Source organism: Pseudomonas sp. NPDC089554 (genome assembly GCF_050280645.1).
GTDB lineage: Bacteria > Pseudomonadota > Gammaproteobacteria > Pseudomonadales > Pseudomonadaceae > Aquipseudomonas.
Genome location: NZ_JBNNVR010000030.1, coordinates 33,470 through 49,798 on the forward strand (window position 1 = coordinate 33,470; position 16,329 = coordinate 49,798).

Annotated in this window: 15 protein-coding genes; 12 read left to right on the plus strand and 3 right to left on the minus strand. The window is 64.1% G+C overall.

What is annotated here, in order from left to right:
• Window positions 1–10: 10 nt before the first annotated feature.
• A complete protein-coding gene (locus ACQKPE_RS11715; RefSeq protein ID WP_427665943.1) occupies window positions 11–742 on the minus strand; it encodes an SDR family oxidoreductase in 732 nt (243 codons plus the stop codon).
• A gap of 164 nt (window positions 743–906) precedes the next feature.
• Between ACQKPE_RS11715 and ACQKPE_RS11720 the strand changes: the two genes are divergently transcribed.
• A complete protein-coding gene (locus tag ACQKPE_RS11720; protein ID WP_427665945.1) occupies window positions 907–1,797 on the plus strand; it encodes a LysR substrate-binding domain-containing protein in 891 nt (296 codons plus the stop codon).
• On the opposite strand, the gene ACQKPE_RS11725 is transcribed toward ACQKPE_RS11720, so the two are convergent.
• Window positions 1,757–2,665 (minus strand): LysR family transcriptional regulator, encoded by a 909-nt coding sequence (locus tag ACQKPE_RS11725; RefSeq protein ID WP_427665946.1) that lies wholly within the window; start codon window positions 2,663–2,665, stop codon window positions 1,757–1,759. The two genes, ACQKPE_RS11720 and ACQKPE_RS11725, sit on opposite strands and share 41 nt — an antisense overlap.
• A 102-nt stretch (window positions 2,666–2,767) precedes the next feature.
• On the opposite strand from ACQKPE_RS11725, the gene ACQKPE_RS11730 reads away from it, so the two are divergent.
• From ACQKPE_RS11730 to catA, 3 genes are read left to right on the plus strand one after another with little or no spacing between them, the layout of a single operon-like run.
• Window positions 2,768–3,889 (plus strand): muconate cycloisomerase family protein, encoded by a 1,122-nt coding sequence (locus ACQKPE_RS11730; protein ID WP_427665948.1) that lies wholly within the window; start codon window positions 2,768–2,770, stop codon window positions 3,887–3,889.
• Window positions 3,890–3,917: 28 nt separating this feature from the next.
• Window positions 3,918–4,208, plus strand: coding sequence for a muconolactone Delta-isomerase (gene catC, locus ACQKPE_RS11735; RefSeq protein WP_375099500.1), 291 nt, complete (start codon window positions 3,918–3,920; stop codon window positions 4,206–4,208).
• A gap of 39 nt (window positions 4,209–4,247) precedes the next feature.
• Complete coding sequence (catA, locus tag ACQKPE_RS11740) at window positions 4,248–5,183, plus strand: catechol 1,2-dioxygenase (protein ID WP_427665950.1); 936 nt, start codon at window positions 4,248–4,250, stop codon at window positions 5,181–5,183.
• A gap of 83 nt (window positions 5,184–5,266) precedes the next feature.
• Here catA and ACQKPE_RS11745 read toward each other — a convergent pair whose 3' ends face one another.
• Window positions 5,267–8,872, minus strand: coding sequence for a hypothetical protein (locus ACQKPE_RS11745; protein ID WP_427665952.1), 3,606 nt, complete (start codon window positions 8,870–8,872; stop codon window positions 5,267–5,269).
• A gap of 258 nt (window positions 8,873–9,130) precedes the next feature.
• Between ACQKPE_RS11745 and ACQKPE_RS11750 the strand changes: the two genes are divergently transcribed.
• From ACQKPE_RS11750 to ACQKPE_RS11785, 8 genes are all read left to right on the plus strand, one after another.
• On the plus strand, window positions 9,131–10,096 hold the full coding sequence (locus ACQKPE_RS11750) for an arsenic resistance protein (protein ID WP_427665954.1): 966 nt from the start codon (window positions 9,131–9,133) through the stop codon (window positions 10,094–10,096).
• 473 nt (window positions 10,097–10,569) lie between these two features.
• Entirely contained in the window at window positions 10,570–11,739 is a 1,170-nt protein-coding gene (iacA, locus tag ACQKPE_RS11755) for an indole-3-acetate monooxygenase (protein WP_427665955.1), read from the plus strand.
• A 17-nt stretch (window positions 11,740–11,756) separates the two neighbouring features.
• The gene (locus ACQKPE_RS11760; RefSeq protein WP_427665957.1) at window positions 11,757–12,119 is read left to right on the plus strand and encodes an IacB protein; all 363 of its coding nucleotides are present in this window, start codon (window positions 11,757–11,759) and stop codon (window positions 12,117–12,119) included.
• Between the two features lie 54 nt (window positions 12,120–12,173).
• Window positions 12,174–13,448, plus strand: coding sequence for an aromatic ring-hydroxylating oxygenase subunit alpha (locus tag ACQKPE_RS11765; RefSeq protein WP_427665959.1), 1,275 nt, complete (start codon window positions 12,174–12,176; stop codon window positions 13,446–13,448).
• Between the two features lie 16 nt (window positions 13,449–13,464).
• The gene (locus tag ACQKPE_RS11770; RefSeq protein ID WP_427665961.1) at window positions 13,465–13,941 is read left to right on the plus strand and encodes an aromatic-ring-hydroxylating dioxygenase subunit beta; all 477 of its coding nucleotides are present in this window, start codon (window positions 13,465–13,467) and stop codon (window positions 13,939–13,941) included.
• Window positions 13,942–13,966: 25 nt separating this feature from the next.
• Window positions 13,967–14,707 carry an SDR family NAD(P)-dependent oxidoreductase gene (locus ACQKPE_RS11775; RefSeq protein ID WP_427665970.1) on the plus strand — a complete coding sequence of 247 codons (741 nt, stop codon included), beginning with the start codon at window positions 13,967–13,969 and terminating at the stop codon, window positions 14,705–14,707.
• Between the two features lie 31 nt (window positions 14,708–14,738).
• Window positions 14,739–15,698 carry a PDR/VanB family oxidoreductase gene (locus ACQKPE_RS11780; protein WP_427665963.1) on the plus strand — a complete coding sequence of 320 codons (960 nt, stop codon included), beginning with the start codon at window positions 14,739–14,741 and terminating at the stop codon, window positions 15,696–15,698.
• A gap of 11 nt (window positions 15,699–15,709) precedes the next feature.
• Window positions 15,710–16,207, plus strand: a complete 498-nt coding sequence (locus tag ACQKPE_RS11785) for a flavin reductase (protein ID WP_427665965.1) — start codon at window positions 15,710–15,712, stop codon at window positions 16,205–16,207.
• Window positions 16,208–16,329: the final 122 nt, after the last annotated feature.

Sequence of the window (16,329 nt, forward strand, 5' to 3'; positions counted from 1 at the left end):
ATCTCCTGGTTCAGGCGATGCCGCCGTTGGTACGCAGTACCTGGCCGTTGACCCAGCCGCTTTCGGGGCTGGCGAGGAAGGCCACGACGTTGGCGATGTCGTCGGGTTGGCCGAGGCGTTCGAGCGGCGACAGCTTGGCGAAGTGCTGGATCTGCTCCTCGGTCTTGCCATTGAAGAACAGCTCGGTGGCCACGGGGCCCGGCGCTACGGCGTTGACCGTGATGCTGCGCCCGCGCAGTTCCTTGGCGAAGATCCCGGTGAAGGCTTCGACGGCAGCCTTGGAGGCGCTGTAGAGCGCATAGTTGGGCAGCTTCAACGCCAGCACGGTGGTCGACAGGTTGATGATGCGTCCGCCATCGTTCAGGCGTGTGGCGGCGGCGCGCAGGGTGTTGAATACGCCCTGGGTATTGATGGAGAAAGTCTCGGCGAACAGTTCGTCGCTGCTGTCGGCCAGCGGGCTCAACTTGAGGATGCCGGCGTTGTTCACCAGCACATCGATGCGGCCCAGCTGCTGTTCGACGGTCAAGAACATCGTCTGCACCTGGCCGGGGCTGGCGATGTCGGCCTTGATGGCGATGGCCTTGCCACCGGCCTCTTGCAGCTCGGCGGCCAATGCCTCGGCCTCGCTGCTGCTGTTGGCATAGTTGATGGCGACGGCGAAACCATCGCGGGACAAACGGCGGGCAATGGCGGCGCCGATACCGCGGGAGGCGCCGGTGACGAGGGCTACTGGAGTGGTCATGGGGCTTTCCTTCTACAGGGGCTGAACAAGTAAGAAGGAGTGTGGGCTGTTCGATGGAATAAATAATTGCCTTGAGATGACTATCAGTGTTTCATTTACATTAATTATCTCCCACCTGACCCAGGTATTTTCTCGTGGGCGCGTACGCAGTAGAGGACCTATAAATGGACCGCTTCCAGGAAATGCAGGTATTCGTGCGCATCAATGAGCGCCGCAGTTTTTCCCAGGCCGCCGAGGACCTGCAAATTCCCCGCGCCACGGTTACCAACCTGATCAAGCGCCTGGAACAGCGCCTGGGCGTGCGGCTGCTGGAGCGCACCACCCGGCATGTGCGCCCAACCCACGATGGCGAGGCCTACTACCAGCGCTGCGTGCGCCTGCTGGCGGACCTCGAGGAGAGCGAGAGCGCCTTTCGCGACGCCCCGCCCAAGGGCCTGCTGCGGGTCAACCTGCAAGGCACCCTGGCGCGCTATTTCCTGATGCCGGCCCTGGGCGAGTTCCTGACGCGCTACCCCGATATCACCTTGCACATCGGCGAGGACGACCGCCTGGTCGACCTAGTTCGCGAGGGCGTGGACTGCGTGCTGCGTGCCGGCACCTTGCAAGACTCGACGCTGATCGGCCGGCAGGTGGCGAGCCTGGAGCAGGTAACCGTGGCCAGCCCCGCGTACCTGGCCCGATACGGCACGCCGAGCAGCCTCGACGACTTGGACCAGCATTTCGCCGTGGCCTATGTCTCCAGCGCCAGTGGCCGGGTGTTGGGCCTGGAGTTCAAGGTGGGGCGAGAGGTGGTCGAGCGCCAGTTGCCGTCCAAGGTTTCGGTGACTGGGGCCGACCTCTATACCGGTGCGGCGCTGGCAGGGCAGGGTATCGTCCAGGTCCCGCGCTACCGCATTGCCAATGAGCTGGCCACAGGCCAATTGCAGGTGTTGCTGCCGGAGCTGGCGCCGCCGCCGCTGCCGGTGTCGGTGGTGTACCCGCAAAGCCGCCAGTTGTCGGCGCGGGTGCGGGTGTTCAGCCAGTGGCTGGGCGAATGCCTGGGGCCGGTGCGCTGAGGTTGACCTGCTCGATCAGCGCCAGGCAGCGTTGCACCATGGGGCTCATGTCGCCCTTGCGCCGACTGAGGATGATTGGGCTGACGGCGCTGGGGTCGAGCAGGTTGGCGTACTCGATGTCAGGGCGGTGCTGCTGCTGCACCGAGGCCGGTGCCAGGGTCACGCCCAGCCCGGCAGCCACCAGGCCCAGGGCGGTTTGCAGTTCATTGCTCCACTGGCTGACCTTGACGCTCAGGCCATGGTGGGCGAACAGCGCGAGAATATGGTCGGCGTAGCTGGGGCGCGGGTTGGCGGGGTACAGCACGAAGGGCTCGCTGGCCAGTTGCTCCAGGGTCAGGGCCTGGCCTGCAAGGGCATGGCCGCTGGGCAGCACGGCCACCAGCGGGTCTTCGCGCAGCACCTGCTGGGTGATGGCCGAATCCTCGATGCGGATGCGCCCGAAGGCGATGTCGATACGGCCGCTTTTCAGCGCCTCCACCTGCTGCACCGTGGTCATCTCGTTCAGCCCCAGTTGCAGCTCGGCGTCGCGGCGCAGTTCGCGAATCAGTTCGGGCAGCACGCCATACAGGGTCGAGGGGGCGAAGCCAATGCCCAGCCACTGGCGTTGGCCTTCGCCAATGCGCCGGGTGTTCTCGCTGATCTGTTCCAGCTGGCGCAATACGTTGCAGGTCTGCTCGTAGAAAAAGCGCCCGGCTTCGGTCAGGCGCAAGGGGCGCTCGCGCAGCACCAGCAGGGTGCCGAGCTGGTCTTCCAGCTGGCTGATCTGGCGGCTCAACGGCGGCTGGGCGATGTGCAGCAGTTCGGCGGCACGGGTGAAGTTCAAGGTTTCGGCGAGCACCTTGAAGTAACGCAGGTGACGGAGCTCCACAAGACCTCCAGGGTATGGTGGGAGATTCATTTGATATTGGACCGTTCTGCAACCGGCGCGCAATCCTTGCTGCATAAGTAAACCCACGGGATGTCCTGACCGATGAGCAATGCCCTGATCGAGCGCCTGGAGACGTTTATCGTCGACCTGCCGACCATTCGCCCGCACAAGCTGGCGATGCACACCATGCAGCAACAGACCCTGGTGATCCTGCGCCTGCGTTGCAGCGATGGTGTCGAAGGTATCGGCGAAGCCACCACCATTGGTGGGCTGGCCTATGGCAACGAAAGCCCGGAAAGCATCAAGACCAATATCGACACCCACCTGGCGCCTGCGCTGATCGGCCTGCCCGCCGACAACATCAATGGCGCCATGCTCAAGCTGGACAAGCTGGCCAAGGGTAATACCTTCGCCAAGTCCGCCATCGAAAGCGCATTGCTCGATGCCCAGGGCAAGCGCCTGGGCCTGCCGGTCAGCGAGCTGCTGGGCGGGCGTGTGCGCGACAGCCTGGAAGTGGCCTGGACCCTGGCCAGCGGCGACACCGCCCGCGATATCGCCGAAGCCCAGCACATGCTGGAGATTCGCCGCCACCGCCTGTTCAAGCTGAAGATCGGCGCCAACCCGCTGGAGCAAGACCTCAAGCACGTGGTGGCGATCAAGCGCGAGCTGGGCGAGCAGGCCAGCGTGCGCGTGGACGTCAACCAGTACTGGGACGAATCCCAGGCCATTCGTGCCTGCCAGGTGCTGGGCGACAACGGCATCGACCTGATCGAACAGCCCATTTCGCGCATCAACCGCGGCGGCCAGATTCGCCTGAACCAGCGCAGCCCGGCGCCGATCATGGCTGACGAATCCATCGAGAGCGTCGAGGACGCCTTCAGCCTGGCCGCCGATGGTGCGGCCAGCATCTTCGCCCTGAAGATCGCCAAGAACGGTGGCCCCCGCGCCGTGCTGCGCACCGCGCAAATCGCCGAGGCTGCCGGTATCGCGCTGTATGGTGGCACCATGCTCGAAGGCGCGGTCGGTACCTTGGCCTCGGCCCATGCTTTTGTCACCCTGCGCCAGTTGACCTGGGGCACCGAACTGTTCGGCCCGCTGCTGCTGACCGAGGAAATCGTCACCCAGGCCCCGGAGTACCGCGACTTCCAGCTGCACGTACCGCGCACCCCGGGCCTGGGCCTGGAACTGGACGAAGCGCGCCTGGCCCGCTTCGCCCGCCGCTGAACCTTTTGCCATTCAAGGAGAGCCACCCATGCTGTTCCACGTGAAGATGACCGTGAAACTGCCGGTCGACATGGACCCGGCCAAGGCCGCGCAACTGAAGGCCGACGAGAAAGAACTCGCCCAGCGCCTGCAACGCGAGGGCAGCTGGCGCCACCTGTGGCGCATCGCCGGGCACTACGCCAACTACAGCGTATTCGACCTGCCCAGTGTCGAGGCGCTGCACGATACCCTGATGCAACTGCCGCTGTTCCCGTACATGGAGATCGAGATCGACGGCCTGTGCCGTCACCCGTCGTCGATTCACCAGGACGACCGCTGATCCCCTCTACCTGACAAGAACAATTCGAGGTAAGCAAAAATGACCGTGAAGATTTCCCAGACTGCCGATGTACAAGCGTTCTTCAAGGAAGTGGCCGGGCTCGGCAACGACCAGGGCAGCCCAAGGTTCAAGCAGATCGTGCTGCGCATCCTCAACGATGCCGCGCGCCTGATCGAAGACCTGGAAGTGACCGACGACGAATTCTGGAAGGCGGTGGACTACCTCAACCGCATGGGCTCGAACCAGGAAGCCGGCCTGCTGGTGGCGGGCCTGGGCATCGAGCACTTCCTCGACCTGCTGCAAGATGCCCGCGACGAGCAGGCCGGCCTCACCGGCGGCACCCCGCGCACCATCGAAGGCCCGCTGTACGTGGCCGGTGCGCCGCTGAGCGAAGGCGAGGCGCGCATGGACGACGGCACCGACCCGGGCACCGTGATGTTCCTGGGTGGCCAGGTGCTGGACACCGACGGCAAGCCGGTGGCGGGCGCCACTGTCGATGTGTGGCATGCCAACACCAAGGGCACCTATTCGCACTTCGACACGCGCCAATCGGAATTCAACCTGCGCCGTCGTATCCTCACCGACGCCGAAGGCCGCTATCGCGTGCGCAGCATCGTGCCGGTCGGCTACGGTTGCCCACCCACCGGCACCACCCAGGAAGCTCTCGACCTGTTGGGCCGCCATGGCCAGCGTCCGGCGCACATCCACTTCTTCGTCTCGGCGCCGGGGCATCGTCACCTGACCACGCAGATCAACCTGGCGGGTGACGAGTACCTGTGGGACGACTTCGCCTATGCCACCCGTGACGGGCTGATCGGCGACCTGCGCTTCATCGACGATGCCGCAGCGGCGCGTGACCGTGGCGTGCAGGGCGAGCGTTTCGCCGAGCTGAACTTCGACTTCCAGTTGCAGACCGCCAAGGCGCCTGGCGCCGAGGACCGCAGCCAGCGTCCGCGAGCGCTTCAGGACGCCTGATCGGACCTGTTCACCCGTTGGTTTTAGGCCTGGGCCATCCCGTGCGGAGATGGCCTGGGTTTTTTCGTTTTTGGCCGCGCGCCTCAGTGGTCCCTGTCGGAGCGCTCCATGTCCTTGGTCACCCGGTTCTTGCCATCGCCTTCGTAGTCTTTGTGGTTACCCGGGCCCCACTGGTCCCTGCCTGTGCGGTGCTGGCGGTTATCGAACTCGTCCTTGCGGAAATCGAAGATGCTCTGGTCGGCTGGCGCATCGCGCTGGCCCCAGTCGGACAGGTAGGTTTGCAGCCAGACGTAGTTTTCCGCGCCCCCTGGCTTGAGCAACCCTTGCTGTTCGAAGGCCTTGATGTTGTCCCAGTTCTGCATCGAGATCTTGTGCAGCTTCTTGGTCCGGTCGATGCTGAGGATGGCGCCGACGAAACCCAGCACGGCCCCGACCAGGAAGCCTACAGGCCCCGCTGCGCCAAGCAGCCGCCCCGCAGTGCCGCCGATGATGCCCCAGGCGCCATTGACGCTGGCAAGGCCTGCGACCGTGCTGCCCGCACCGCCGAATACGCTCAGGAACCCGGAAGCGGTCTGGATGCTGTCATGGTTCTTCAAGCCATCGCGGATCGAGAACCCACCCAATACGATCCCGGTGACACCGCCGACCAGGTCGCCAGCCGAGCCCAGGAAGCGCGACACCGAACCTGCGATGCGGTGCCCGGTGTTCGCCCCCTGGATGCGGTAGTTGGTGTTGTACTTGCCATCCAGGTAACCGGCCTTGAATGCCTCGGGGTTGAAGTTGGGGCCGCCACGGGTGGCATTGCCGCCGTTCGCGTCGGGCACCCAGGCGCCACCGCTGTTGGCACCGCCAGGCTGGACGCGGAAGCCGCCCTTGCCGTCGGGTACATAGACGTCCGGTTTGTCCGGCAGGAAGTCCTGCTGTGCCAGGCGCCGTGAGAAGTCGGTCTCCAGCTCTTGCGGCAATTGGGTCGTGGGCGGCGGTTTGCGCCACATGTCCGGGATGGTCTTGCTCAGGCCAAGGTGGTCGTAGATCTTGGTCTTGAAGATGTGGTCGTAGGTCTTCGCGCCGAGCGTGACGAAGCCATTGGAGAAGCTGGCGAAGGTGACGAAGTCGGCGGAAATGGCCAGGCGGCCTTCGGCAGTGGACGCCATCTTCGCCGGGTCGCCGTGCAACTGGTAGACGCCACGGGCCAGGCCGAATATGCCCGACATGCTGCCGAAGGTGCCGGTGTCCTTCATGGTGGTGAACAGCTTGACCAAGCCTTCGCGCTCGGTGGTGGAAAGTGCCCTGAAGGCGTTCTGTTCCTTGGCGAAGGCGGCATCGATGTCGGCCTGGCTGATGCTGCCGTTGCGGAAATACTTGTCGCCCAGGTCTGCGTAGATGTTGCCGAACGCAGCGGCATCGGGCTTGTTGTTGTAGACCTTCTCGATCGTGGTTTCCCAGATGTTGATCGAGTGGTTGGGGATATCGGAAAACGCGCGGGCAGCGCGCAGCCAATACTTGGTGGTGTCGGTGGCCGCCAGGGCGCTGTTTTCCGGGCTGATCTTGCTGGGGTCGGCCATGATGCCGTCCAGGTCCATGATCAGGGTGTCGCGGGTCAGGTCGCCGAGGAACTGCTCGGCGACCTTCGGATCGACCTGCGCCAATGCCAGGTAGGTCTGCTGGATTTCCTGCTGTGCCAACTCCAGGTTGCCAGCGTCCTTGAGTTCTTTGATGTACTCGCGAAAGCCCTGGGAGTTGGCCATGGTCTTGAGCTTTTCCTGGGCCTCGGTGATCTTGCCTTCACCGCCCTGCACCTTGGCCTGGGCGTTTTTCTGCAGGCGTTGCATGTCGTTGGCGATGGTCTCGTTGCCGCTCAGTTCCAGCAGTTGCTGGTCAATGGCCTTGAGGTCGAAGATCTGCTCGCGGACATCACGGTCGGTCACCTCGATGGGCTCGTCGGCATTGCGGCGGATACCGTGCTCGGGAATGATTTGCATGCCGTTCTCGGCCATGCTCTTGGCTTCGATCGCCCGCAGGAACTTGGCGCGTGGGTCGTCGGCAGTGATGCTGCCATTGGCCACGCCGTCGCGGTATTCCTTGACCAGGTCTCGCAACATCAGGTCCTGGACGCCCAGTGGCTGGCCTTCCTCGTCCATCTCGGTGGTCGGCAGGTTGTTGTAGTCCAGCTCGCTGGCCGGCGGCAGGCCGTGCTTGGCGCGCAGGGCATCGACATCGCTGACCTGCGCGGCGATTTCGCCGCGGTGCCCGGCGACCTGGGCGAACATCTCGGGGTTGAGGTCCTGGCTGACGATGATCTTTTCCTGCTGGCCACCGGGTTTCTGGTAGGTGAAGGCGATCAATCCGGGGCCGTAGTCGCCCACCGCCCCCATGCCGGAGATATCGTCGGTGCTGGGTAGGTACTCGTCCTTGCCGGCCAGGCGGTAGCCGTCGCCCTCGGCGCGCTTGATGCCTTCCAAGGCCTTGGCGGTCTCGGCATAGGCTTTGAACGACTCGGGGGCCAGCGCCTGGATCACGGTGATGGTTCGGCCACTCTTCAAGGTCACGACTTGCACACCGCCTTCCTGGTAGGCGTGGATGTTGTCGATCTCGCTCAAGGAGACCGTTGGCGCGTTGTCCTTGGCCAGCTCATCGTGGTTCTTGATGGCATTGACCAAGGCTTGGTTGGCCATGGTGCCTTCGGTTGCCTTCAGCGCCGACAGCAGCTCGTAGAGGCGCGTACCGCGCAGTTCCAGGCTAGGCGACTTGTCGTTGGCGCCGCCCTTGCCGATGCGGATACCGGGCGGCAGGTTGCTCTCGGCTTCTTGCGCGTCGCCGGGCGGCAGCAGGTACTTCTGGCCGTCGTACTGGAATTGGATGACGCCGGTGTCCTTGTCGATGGATTCGACGGTGATCTTGGTGACGTCGAAGTCGCTCGGCAGTGACGACACCAGCTCGTAGCCCTCGGCCTTGCCTTGGTCGATCACCTTCTGCACGGCGCTTTGGTAACCCAGTTGCTGGGAGAGCTCGGGGTTGAATTCACTGCCGATGACGTAGCGCTTGCCGTCCTTGGTCTCGACCAGCGTCAGGCCGTTGTCGAGGTGCTTGATGTGCTTGTATTCGCTGCTGCTCAGCGGTAATTGCTGGTCGCCGCCGACCAGTGCGTAACCCTGGTCCTTGTACGCCAGCGCCTGCTTGGCCTGTTGCAGACGCTTGAAGGTGTCCGGGGTCAGGGTGTCGTTGATCACTGACTTGTTGGCGCCGAAGGTGTAGGTGATCACCCCCTTGTCGGCATGCCGGGTGTCGATGCCGGTGATGTGGTCGGCGTACCACAGCATGTCGCTGTTATCCACCGACAGGGTAAAGCCGTCGGCCTGGGCGTCGAGGGTCAGCTTGTCCTTGAGCACCTGCGCGTACAGTTCAGGCGTCTTTTGCCGGTCCACCACGGTGGTCTGGCCGTCGCGGGTGGTGAAGGTGAGGGTGTCCTTGCCGTCCTTGGATTTTTCGATGCTCTTGTACTCACCGAAAGTCGGCGCCTTGACCTGCGGGCCAACTTGCTTGCCACCGCCGTCGTCGCCGGTTTTCGCCTCTGGATTTCCTGTGTTCCCCGTTAGCCGTACCTTGGCCTTGCTCAACGCGTCGTCGAAGACGGCCTGGCCTTTGAGCGGGGCGGAGGGTGTGCGCAAATCCGGTTGCACTTGGGGCATCGTGGCGAACTCCAGGGGGTCATGTTCGTAGCGGGTTGTGTGCAAGCACAGGGAGGCTTCGATCGTATGACAGGGCCAGGTTTCTTCCACTGGGGAGCACGTGAAATACACAACGATTCACAGGTTTAACGGTGGTGAAAAAACGGCTGCAACCTGTGAGGCAAAAAGCCGACCTGTTTTTTCGGTTGTGGGGCGACGTGAGGGGATCGATGCGCCATCATGCAGGCCATTCGTCCATGCCTTGCACCTGAGAGCCCCATGACCCGAGACACCCTCGAGCACAACCAGATCCCCCTCTACTTCGTCGTGGTGATACTCGCCGCCGCTGGTGGGTTGCTGGCGCCTTCTGCTGCGCAAGGGCTGTCGGCCTTGGTGACGCCCTGCATCGCAGTATTGATGTACGCGATGTTCTTGCAGATCCCCTTCCTGAACCTGCGCGAGGGTCTGCGCAACAAGCCCTTCATGGCCGCGCTGCTGCTCACCAACTTCGTGTTGATACCGCTGCTGGTCTGGGGGCTTACGCGCTTTCTGGAGGGCCAGCCGGCCATCCTGGTAGGTGTGCTGCTGGTGCTGCTGACGCCGTGCATCGACTATGTGGTGGTGTTCACCCATATCGGCCGAGGCGATTCACGGCTGATCCTGGCTGCCACGCCTATCCTGCTGCTGCTTCAGCTCGCTTTGCTGCCGCTGTACCTGGGCTTGATGCTCAGTGGGAGTGCCGGGGTGCAAATGCAGGTGGCGCCGTTCCTCGAAGCCTTTCTGGTGCTGATCGTGGCACCGCTGCTTCTTGCGCTGTTGACCGAAGCGCTGGTCAAGCGCAGCAGTGCGGTCAGGGTATGGGCCGATGCCTGGGCCTGGTTGCCGGTGCCGGCGATGGCGGCGGTGCTGGTCGTAGTGGTCGGTTCGCAGATCGCCCCGGTGGTGAGCCAGATCGACAAGCTGGCGCCGGTGTTGCCGGTGTATATCGCGTTTGCGGTGCTGGCCCCGATTATCGGCGCGCTGGTGGCGCGGGCCTTCAAGTTGCCGGCAGGCGCAGCGAGAGCAGCGACCTTCAGTGCCTCGACGCGTAATTCGCTGGTAGTGCTGCCGTTGGCCTTGGCCTTGCCGGAAGAGCTGCGCGGGCTCGCGGCGGCGGCGGTGATCACCCAGGCCCTGGTGGAGCTGGTGTTCGAGCTGATCTATGTGCGCGCGGTACCTGCGCTGCTATGCCGGGATCACGGCTGACTGACGCGAGCCCTGTAGGAGCGGGTTCACCCGCGAACACCGGCGTAGCCGGTGCCATCCAACGCGTTGCCTGGTTCGCGGGCAAGCCCGCTCCTACAGAGAGCGGCGCCAAATATTCTAGTTTTTTCCGCTACTCCAAAGATTTTTTCAGAAAAAATAAAAAATCTTCCCGCCTAAGAAAAGCAAAATATCTCCTTACTTAACAAGTGTTTATCAATATATACGGTCTTCTTTTGCCTTTTTTTGGTGGATTTTTCGCGTGAAAAATTAATTGACAATTCACGTAAATAATCCCAAATTCACCCCATCGGCACACACAACAAGAAGGCCAATGCCATGCCGCCAATTTCGCATCCCGTGCGAGTGATCGGTGCCTGTCCACACCCAGGCGCGCCACGTCGCCACTGCTTCCTGGTGAATTTGCTCACCCCTGCCACCTTGTTCCAACCCGTAGCTAAAGACGGAGAAACTCCATGGATCCGCTTTGCCTGAGCGCCGCCTCTGCGTCTGCGCTTTCTTCCGGCCCTGCGTTCGAGGCCTTGCTTGATGGAATTCGCGATCGTGCCCGCTTGGGCGAGTTCGACCGCCAACGCCATATTTCCCGGGATGTGATCGATGCGTTCAAGGCCCACGGCGTGTACCGCGCCCTGGTGCCCAAGCGCTTTGGTGGCCTGGAGTGCTCGCCCGCCGAGTTCTGCGAAATGGTCGAACGCATCTCCCACGCCGACGGCTCCGCCGGTTGGGTGGCGAGCTTCGGCATGAGCCCGGTGTATCTGGCCGCGCTGCCGCTGGAGACCATCTCCAACCTGTACCGCAACAACCCCGACACCGTGTTCGCCGGCGGCATCTTCCCGCCGCAACCGGCCGAAGTGGTTGCCGGTGGCTTTCGTATCAATGGCCGCTGGAAATACTCCAGCGGCTCGATGGGCGCCGACATCGTTGGCGTGGGCATCGCCCCGCGCAACGGCGACAAGCTCGACCTGCCACGCCTGGCGGTGATCCCCCGTGCCAGCGCGCGCATCGAGGAAACCTGGGACACCGTCGGCCTGCTCGGCACCGGCAGCCACGACCTGGTGGTCGAGGATGTGGTGGTGGGCGAGGAGTGGACCTTCATTCGCGGTGGCCAGCCCAACCTCGACGAGCCGTTCTTCCGCTACCCCTCGCTGTCCTTCGCCACCCAGGTGCTTTCGGTGGTCGGCCTGGGCGTGGCCCGCGCAGCGCTGGACGAGCTGGCCGGCATGGCCAGTGGGCGTATCTCGGTGACGGGCGCTCCGGCGCTGGCCGACCGACCCCTGGCCCAGGTCGACGTGGCCAAGTGCGAGGCGGCATTGCGCTCGGCGCGGGCGTTCTTCTACGAGTCCATCGATGCGGCCTGGCAGCACGTGCTGGCCGGCGACCCGGTACCGGTCGAAGCCACCAACCTGCTGCGCCTGTCCTCCACCCACGCCACCCGCGTGGCCGCCGATGTGGCGCGCTCGGCGCAAATGCTCTCGGGCATGACCGGCATCTACAACGACAGCCCCCTGGCACGTTGCGTCAACGACGCCCAGGTGGTCACCCAGCACGCCTTCATGGGCGATGTCACCTACCAGAACGCCGGAGCGATGTTCTTCGGCAAGCAGCCTCTGCCGGGCTACCTGTAACTTTCGAGGAGATTCTCATGAGCGACAAGAAAACCCTGCGCGTGCTGTTCTGCATGGGCATCAACCAGAACTTCTTCGACGCCCCGCGTGAAGAGCAGCTGCAAGTCTGGGCCGCGTTCAGCGCCATGTGGAACGGCATCCACGACCTGGCTGGGGTGAACGTACTGGGCAACATGGACGACGACCAAGGCATGGTCGGCCCCTCCGATGGCTTCCCCTGGACCACCTACCTGCTGGCCGACGTACCGGACATCGAGACCGTGCACGCCGCCTGCAACCTGTTCCGCACCACCGCCGTGGGCGACGGCCCGTTCAAGCTCTGGCGCTACGCCAAGGTCGAGGCGCGGGTTGGCCGCGAACTGATCATCCAGCGCAGCTGAACCCCTCCACAGAACAACAGCACTGCCAGCACCGAGGCTGGCAAGGAGCCTTCCGTGACCAACCTGATTCCCGCCGTCAACCTGGCGGTCGACCCCGCCGAACTGGTGCAGGCCGACCGCGTGCACACCTCGCTGTACACCGACCCGGCGTTGTTCGACGCCGAGCTCGAGAAGATTTTCCACAGCACCTGGATCTGGGTCGCCCACGAGAGCGAGATCCCCGAGTCGGGCAACTACAAGACCACCTACATCGGCAAGCAGCCGGTGATCGTGGTGCGCGACCGCAAGAAAGACGTGCACGTGCTGCTCAACCGCTGCCGCCACCGTGGCGCCACGGTGTGCGAGCACAAGAAGGGCAAGACCGCCAGCTTCGTCTGCCCGTACCACGGCTGGGGCTATGCCCTGGACGGCTCGCTGCGCGGCATTCCGCACCCGGAGAGCTACGGCGACTGCCTGGACAAGGCCGAGCTGCCTTTGGTGAGCCTGCGTGTGGAAAGCTACGCCGGCATGATCTTCGCCACCTTCAAGGACGACATCGAGCCGCTGGAAGACTTCCTGGGCGCGGCGAAGAAGTGGATCGACCTGTTCATGAAGCAAGGCGCCGGCTACGGCGTGAAAGTGCCCGGCGAGCACCGCTTCCGCTTCCCCGGCAACTGGAAGATCCAGCTGGAGAACACCACCGACGCCTACCACTTCCCGCTGGTGCACAAGTCGTTCCTGTCCTCGGTGGATGAAGAAACCCTGGAGCTGTTCGACTTCGTCAAGGGCCCCGGCTATGTCGAGGACCTGGGCAACGGCCACAGCGTGATGGTGATGATTCCCGAACTGGTGGACCTGGAAGCGGACCTGGACAAACCCATCCCCGAGCGCTTCGAAGGCCTGGCCGCGGAGCTGCGCGACGAGGGCATCGAAGAGCAGCAGGTACGCCGCATCGTGCGTGCGGTGGGCGGTTCGGGCTTCAACCTCAACCTGTTCCCTAACGTGGCCTGCTCGATGGCGTTCTTCCGCGTGCTGCAGCCGATTTCGGTGACCGAGACCGAGATCCACCACGCGGTCATCACCATGGACGGCGGCCCGGCCGTGGCCAACCGCTACCGCCTGCGCCTGCACGAGCACTTCCAGGGCCCCATGGGCTTCGGCACCCCGGACGACTCCGAGGCGTGGGAGCGTGTGCAGAAGGGCGCCAAGGCCGGTGAAGAGCTGTGGATCATGCTCAACCGTGGCCTGCCCGGCGAGAAGCCGAGCGAAGACGGGCTGATCTCCGACGTGAGTGCCGAAACCGGCATGCGCGCGGCGTACCAGCAGTGGAAAAAGATGATGTCGGCCTGAGCCCTGGAGAACCCTCATGAACCTGCAATTGCTGCAAGAAGTCACCGCCTTCATCTGGCAAGAGGGCGACATGCTCGACCACGGCGAGTTCGACGCCTGGCTGAGCCTGTGGAGCGAGAAGGGCACCTACATCATCCCGATCGACCCCAAGGCCACCGATTTCGAGAACACCTTGAACTACGCCTATGACGACCACCACATGCGCAAATTGCGCGTGCAGCGGCTGATCGGCGGCGAATCGATCTCCACCAGTCCGCAGCCGCGCACCGTGCGCACGATTTCGCGCATTCGCGTGCTGGCCGACGACGGCGCCATGGTGACCGTGCGCTGCGCCCAGAACCTGCGTGAGTTCCGCAAGGAGAGCCTCAAGCACTACAGCGCCGACCTCACCTTCGAGCTGGTGCGCCACGAAGGCAGCTTCAAGATCCAGCGCAAGCTGGTCAGCCTGATCAACAGCGACGATACCCTTGCCGGTATCGGCTACATCCTCTGAGGGCGGCGCCATGAACCAGGCTGTGATGAACCAGGTCGCGCTGGTTACAGGGGCTGGGCAAGGGTTGGGCGCGCGCTTCTGCGCTCGCCTGCTGGCCGCAGGCTTCGATGTGGTGGTCTCGGACCGCGATTTCGCCCAGGCCCAAGCCTGTGCCGGGCAGCTGCAAGGGCAGGGCGGTCGGGTGCTGGCGGTGAAGCTGGATGTCGCCAGCAAGGCCGACTTCGAGCAGGCGCTGGCCCAGGTGCTGGAGCACTTCGGCGCGCTGCACGTGGTGGTGAACAACGCCGCCGTGACCAAGACCACGCCGCTGATGCAGATCAGCCCCGAGGAGTTCGACGCGGTGGTGGGTGTGAACCTGCGCAGCGTGTTCCTCGGCTGCCAGGTGCTCGGTGCGCACCTGGCCGAAGCCGGCTACGGGCGCATCATCAACATGGCCTCGCTGGCCGGGCAGAACGGCGGCACCGCCACCGGCGCCCACTACGCCGCGAGCAAGGGCGCCATCGTCACCCTGACCAAGATCTTCGCCAAGGAATTCGCCAGCCGCGGCGTCACCGTCAATGCCATCGCCCCAGGCCCGATCGACTCGCCTGCGGTGCATGCCGCAGTGCCTGCCGAGCGTCTGCCGGGGCTGCTGGCGAACATTCCGGTACAGCGCCTGGGGGATGCGAATTTCCTCGGCGACCTGATCGTGCAACTGGCGCGGCCCGAAGCCTACTTCACCACCGGGGCGACCTGGGACGTGAACGGCGGGCTGTTCATGCGTTGAACCTCCATTGGCGAACCACGGGACACCGGCCATGACTGAACAACTGTTGAACGTAGTGGTGCGCAAGCGCGAGGTGCAGGGTGACGGCGTCGTCGTCCTCGACCTGGCCCGCACCGATGGTGCGTCGCTGCCTCGCTTCGAGGCCGGCGCGCACGTGGATATCCATATCGCCCCGGGGCTGGTGCGCCAGTATTCGCTATGCAGCGACCCGGCCGATGACCAGGTGTACCGCCTGGGCGTGCTCAAGGACCCGGCCTCGCGTGGCGGCTCGTTGGGCGTGCACGACACCTTGCTGGAAGGGCGCGAGGTGCAGATCAGCGCGCCGCGCAACCTGTTCCCGCTGGAGCCGTCGGCGCGCCGCTCGATCCTGCTGGGCGGTGGCATTGGCATTACCCCGATGATCGCCATGGCCCACGCCCTGCACCAGTGCGGCGCCGAGTTCGAGCTGCACTACTGCGGCCGCTCGCGCAGCCGCAGCGCGTTCCTTAGAGAGCTGGGCGATGCGCCTTTCGCTGGCAAGGTGCGCACCCACTTCGACGATGAAGACTCGGCCCAGCGCCTGGACCTGGCCGCCGTGCTCGGCAAGGCCGAGGCGGGCACGCACATGTACACCTGCGGCCCCTCGGGCTTCATGGACTGGGTGATCGCCGGTGCTCGCGGCCAGGGCTATGCCGAGGACCATATCCACAAGGAGTACTTCCAGGTCGAGGTGGACGCCTCGGGTGACAGCTTCGAGGTGGTCGCTGCGCGCAGCAACAAGGTGGTGCAGGTTGCCGAGGGCCAGACCATTCTCGACGCCCTGGCCGGCGTGGGTATCAAGATCGAGATTTCCTGCGAGCAGGGTGTGTGCGGTACCTGCCTGTGCGATGTGCTCGAAGGTGAGCCGGACCACCGCGACGTGTACCTGACCGACGACGAAAAAGCCGCCAACGACCAGATCCTGGTGTGTTGCTCGCGGGCCCGTTCCAAGAAACTCGTGCTGGATATCTGAGGAGAACGACCATGGTCGACATAAGCAGTTTTCGCAACGCGATGGCCATGCTCGGTGGCGCGGTCTCGGTGATCACCACCGATGGTCCTGCCGGGCGCTTCGGCTTCACCGCTTCGGCGGTGTGCAGCGTGACCGACTCACCGCCCACCTTGTTGGTGTGCATGAACCGCAATTCGCACTCCAACGCGCATTTCAAGGCCAACGGCACGCTGTGCGTGAACGTGCTGGCCGGCACGCACCAGGCGCTGTCGGGAGCGTTCGCCAACAAGGCCATGAGCATGGAAGAGCGCTTCGCCGTCACCCACTGGAGCGTGCTGCAAAGCGGTGCGCCGGTGATGCAGGAGGCGTTGGTGAACTTCGACTGCCGCATCGCCCAGGTGCATGAGGTGGGGTCGCACAGCATCTTCTACTGCGAGGTACAGGGCATCCGCCAGGGCGGCGCGGACGATGGGCTGGTGTACTTCAACCGGGCGTACCACCGGGTGAGCGAGGCGTCGAAGGCTTGCTGAGCTTCTTGAGGACGGCGCCGTACCTGTAGGAGCGGGCCCGACCAGCCACGCCTGAGCGTCTTCGACCCGGCCACCGGTGCGCCGGTCGGCAGCGTCAGCGCCGCCAGCCATGCACAGGCCAC

Excerpts from the sequence above, each read along its gene's own strand:
- ACQKPE_RS11785 (WP_427665965.1), top strand. The coding sequence starts at position 15,710 with ATGGTCGACATAAGCAGTTTTCGCAACGCGATGGCCATGCTCGGTGGC.
- ACQKPE_RS11775 (WP_427665970.1), top strand. The coding sequence starts at position 13,967 with ATGAACCAGGTCGCGCTGGTTACAGGGGCTGGGCAAGGGTTGGGCGCG.
- iacA (WP_427665955.1), top strand. The coding sequence starts at position 10,570 with ATGGATCCGCTTTGCCTGAGCGCCGCCTCTGCGTCTGCGCTTTCTTCC.
- ACQKPE_RS11730 (WP_427665948.1), top strand. The coding sequence starts at position 2,768 with ATGAGCAATGCCCTGATCGAGCGCCTGGAGACGTTTATCGTCGACCTG.
- ACQKPE_RS11770 (WP_427665961.1), top strand. The coding sequence starts at position 13,465 with ATGAACCTGCAATTGCTGCAAGAAGTCACCGCCTTCATCTGGCAAGAG.
- ACQKPE_RS11720 (WP_427665945.1), top strand. The coding sequence starts at position 907 with ATGGACCGCTTCCAGGAAATGCAGGTATTCGTGCGCATCAATGAGCGC.
- ACQKPE_RS11715 (WP_427665943.1), bottom strand. The coding sequence starts at position 742 with ATGACCACTCCAGTAGCCCTCGTCACCGGCGCCTCCCGCGGTATCGGC.
- catC (WP_375099500.1), top strand. The coding sequence starts at position 3,918 with ATGCTGTTCCACGTGAAGATGACCGTGAAACTGCCGGTCGACATGGAC.
- catA (WP_427665950.1), top strand. The coding sequence starts at position 4,248 with ATGACCGTGAAGATTTCCCAGACTGCCGATGTACAAGCGTTCTTCAAG.
- ACQKPE_RS11760 (WP_427665957.1), top strand. The coding sequence starts at position 11,757 with ATGAGCGACAAGAAAACCCTGCGCGTGCTGTTCTGCATGGGCATCAAC.
- ACQKPE_RS11780 (WP_427665963.1), top strand. The coding sequence starts at position 14,739 with ATGACTGAACAACTGTTGAACGTAGTGGTGCGCAAGCGCGAGGTGCAG.
- ACQKPE_RS11750 (WP_427665954.1), top strand. The coding sequence starts at position 9,131 with ATGACCCGAGACACCCTCGAGCACAACCAGATCCCCCTCTACTTCGTC.
- ACQKPE_RS11745 (WP_427665952.1), bottom strand. The coding sequence starts at position 8,872 with ATGCCCCAAGTGCAACCGGATTTGCGCACACCCTCCGCCCCGCTCAAA.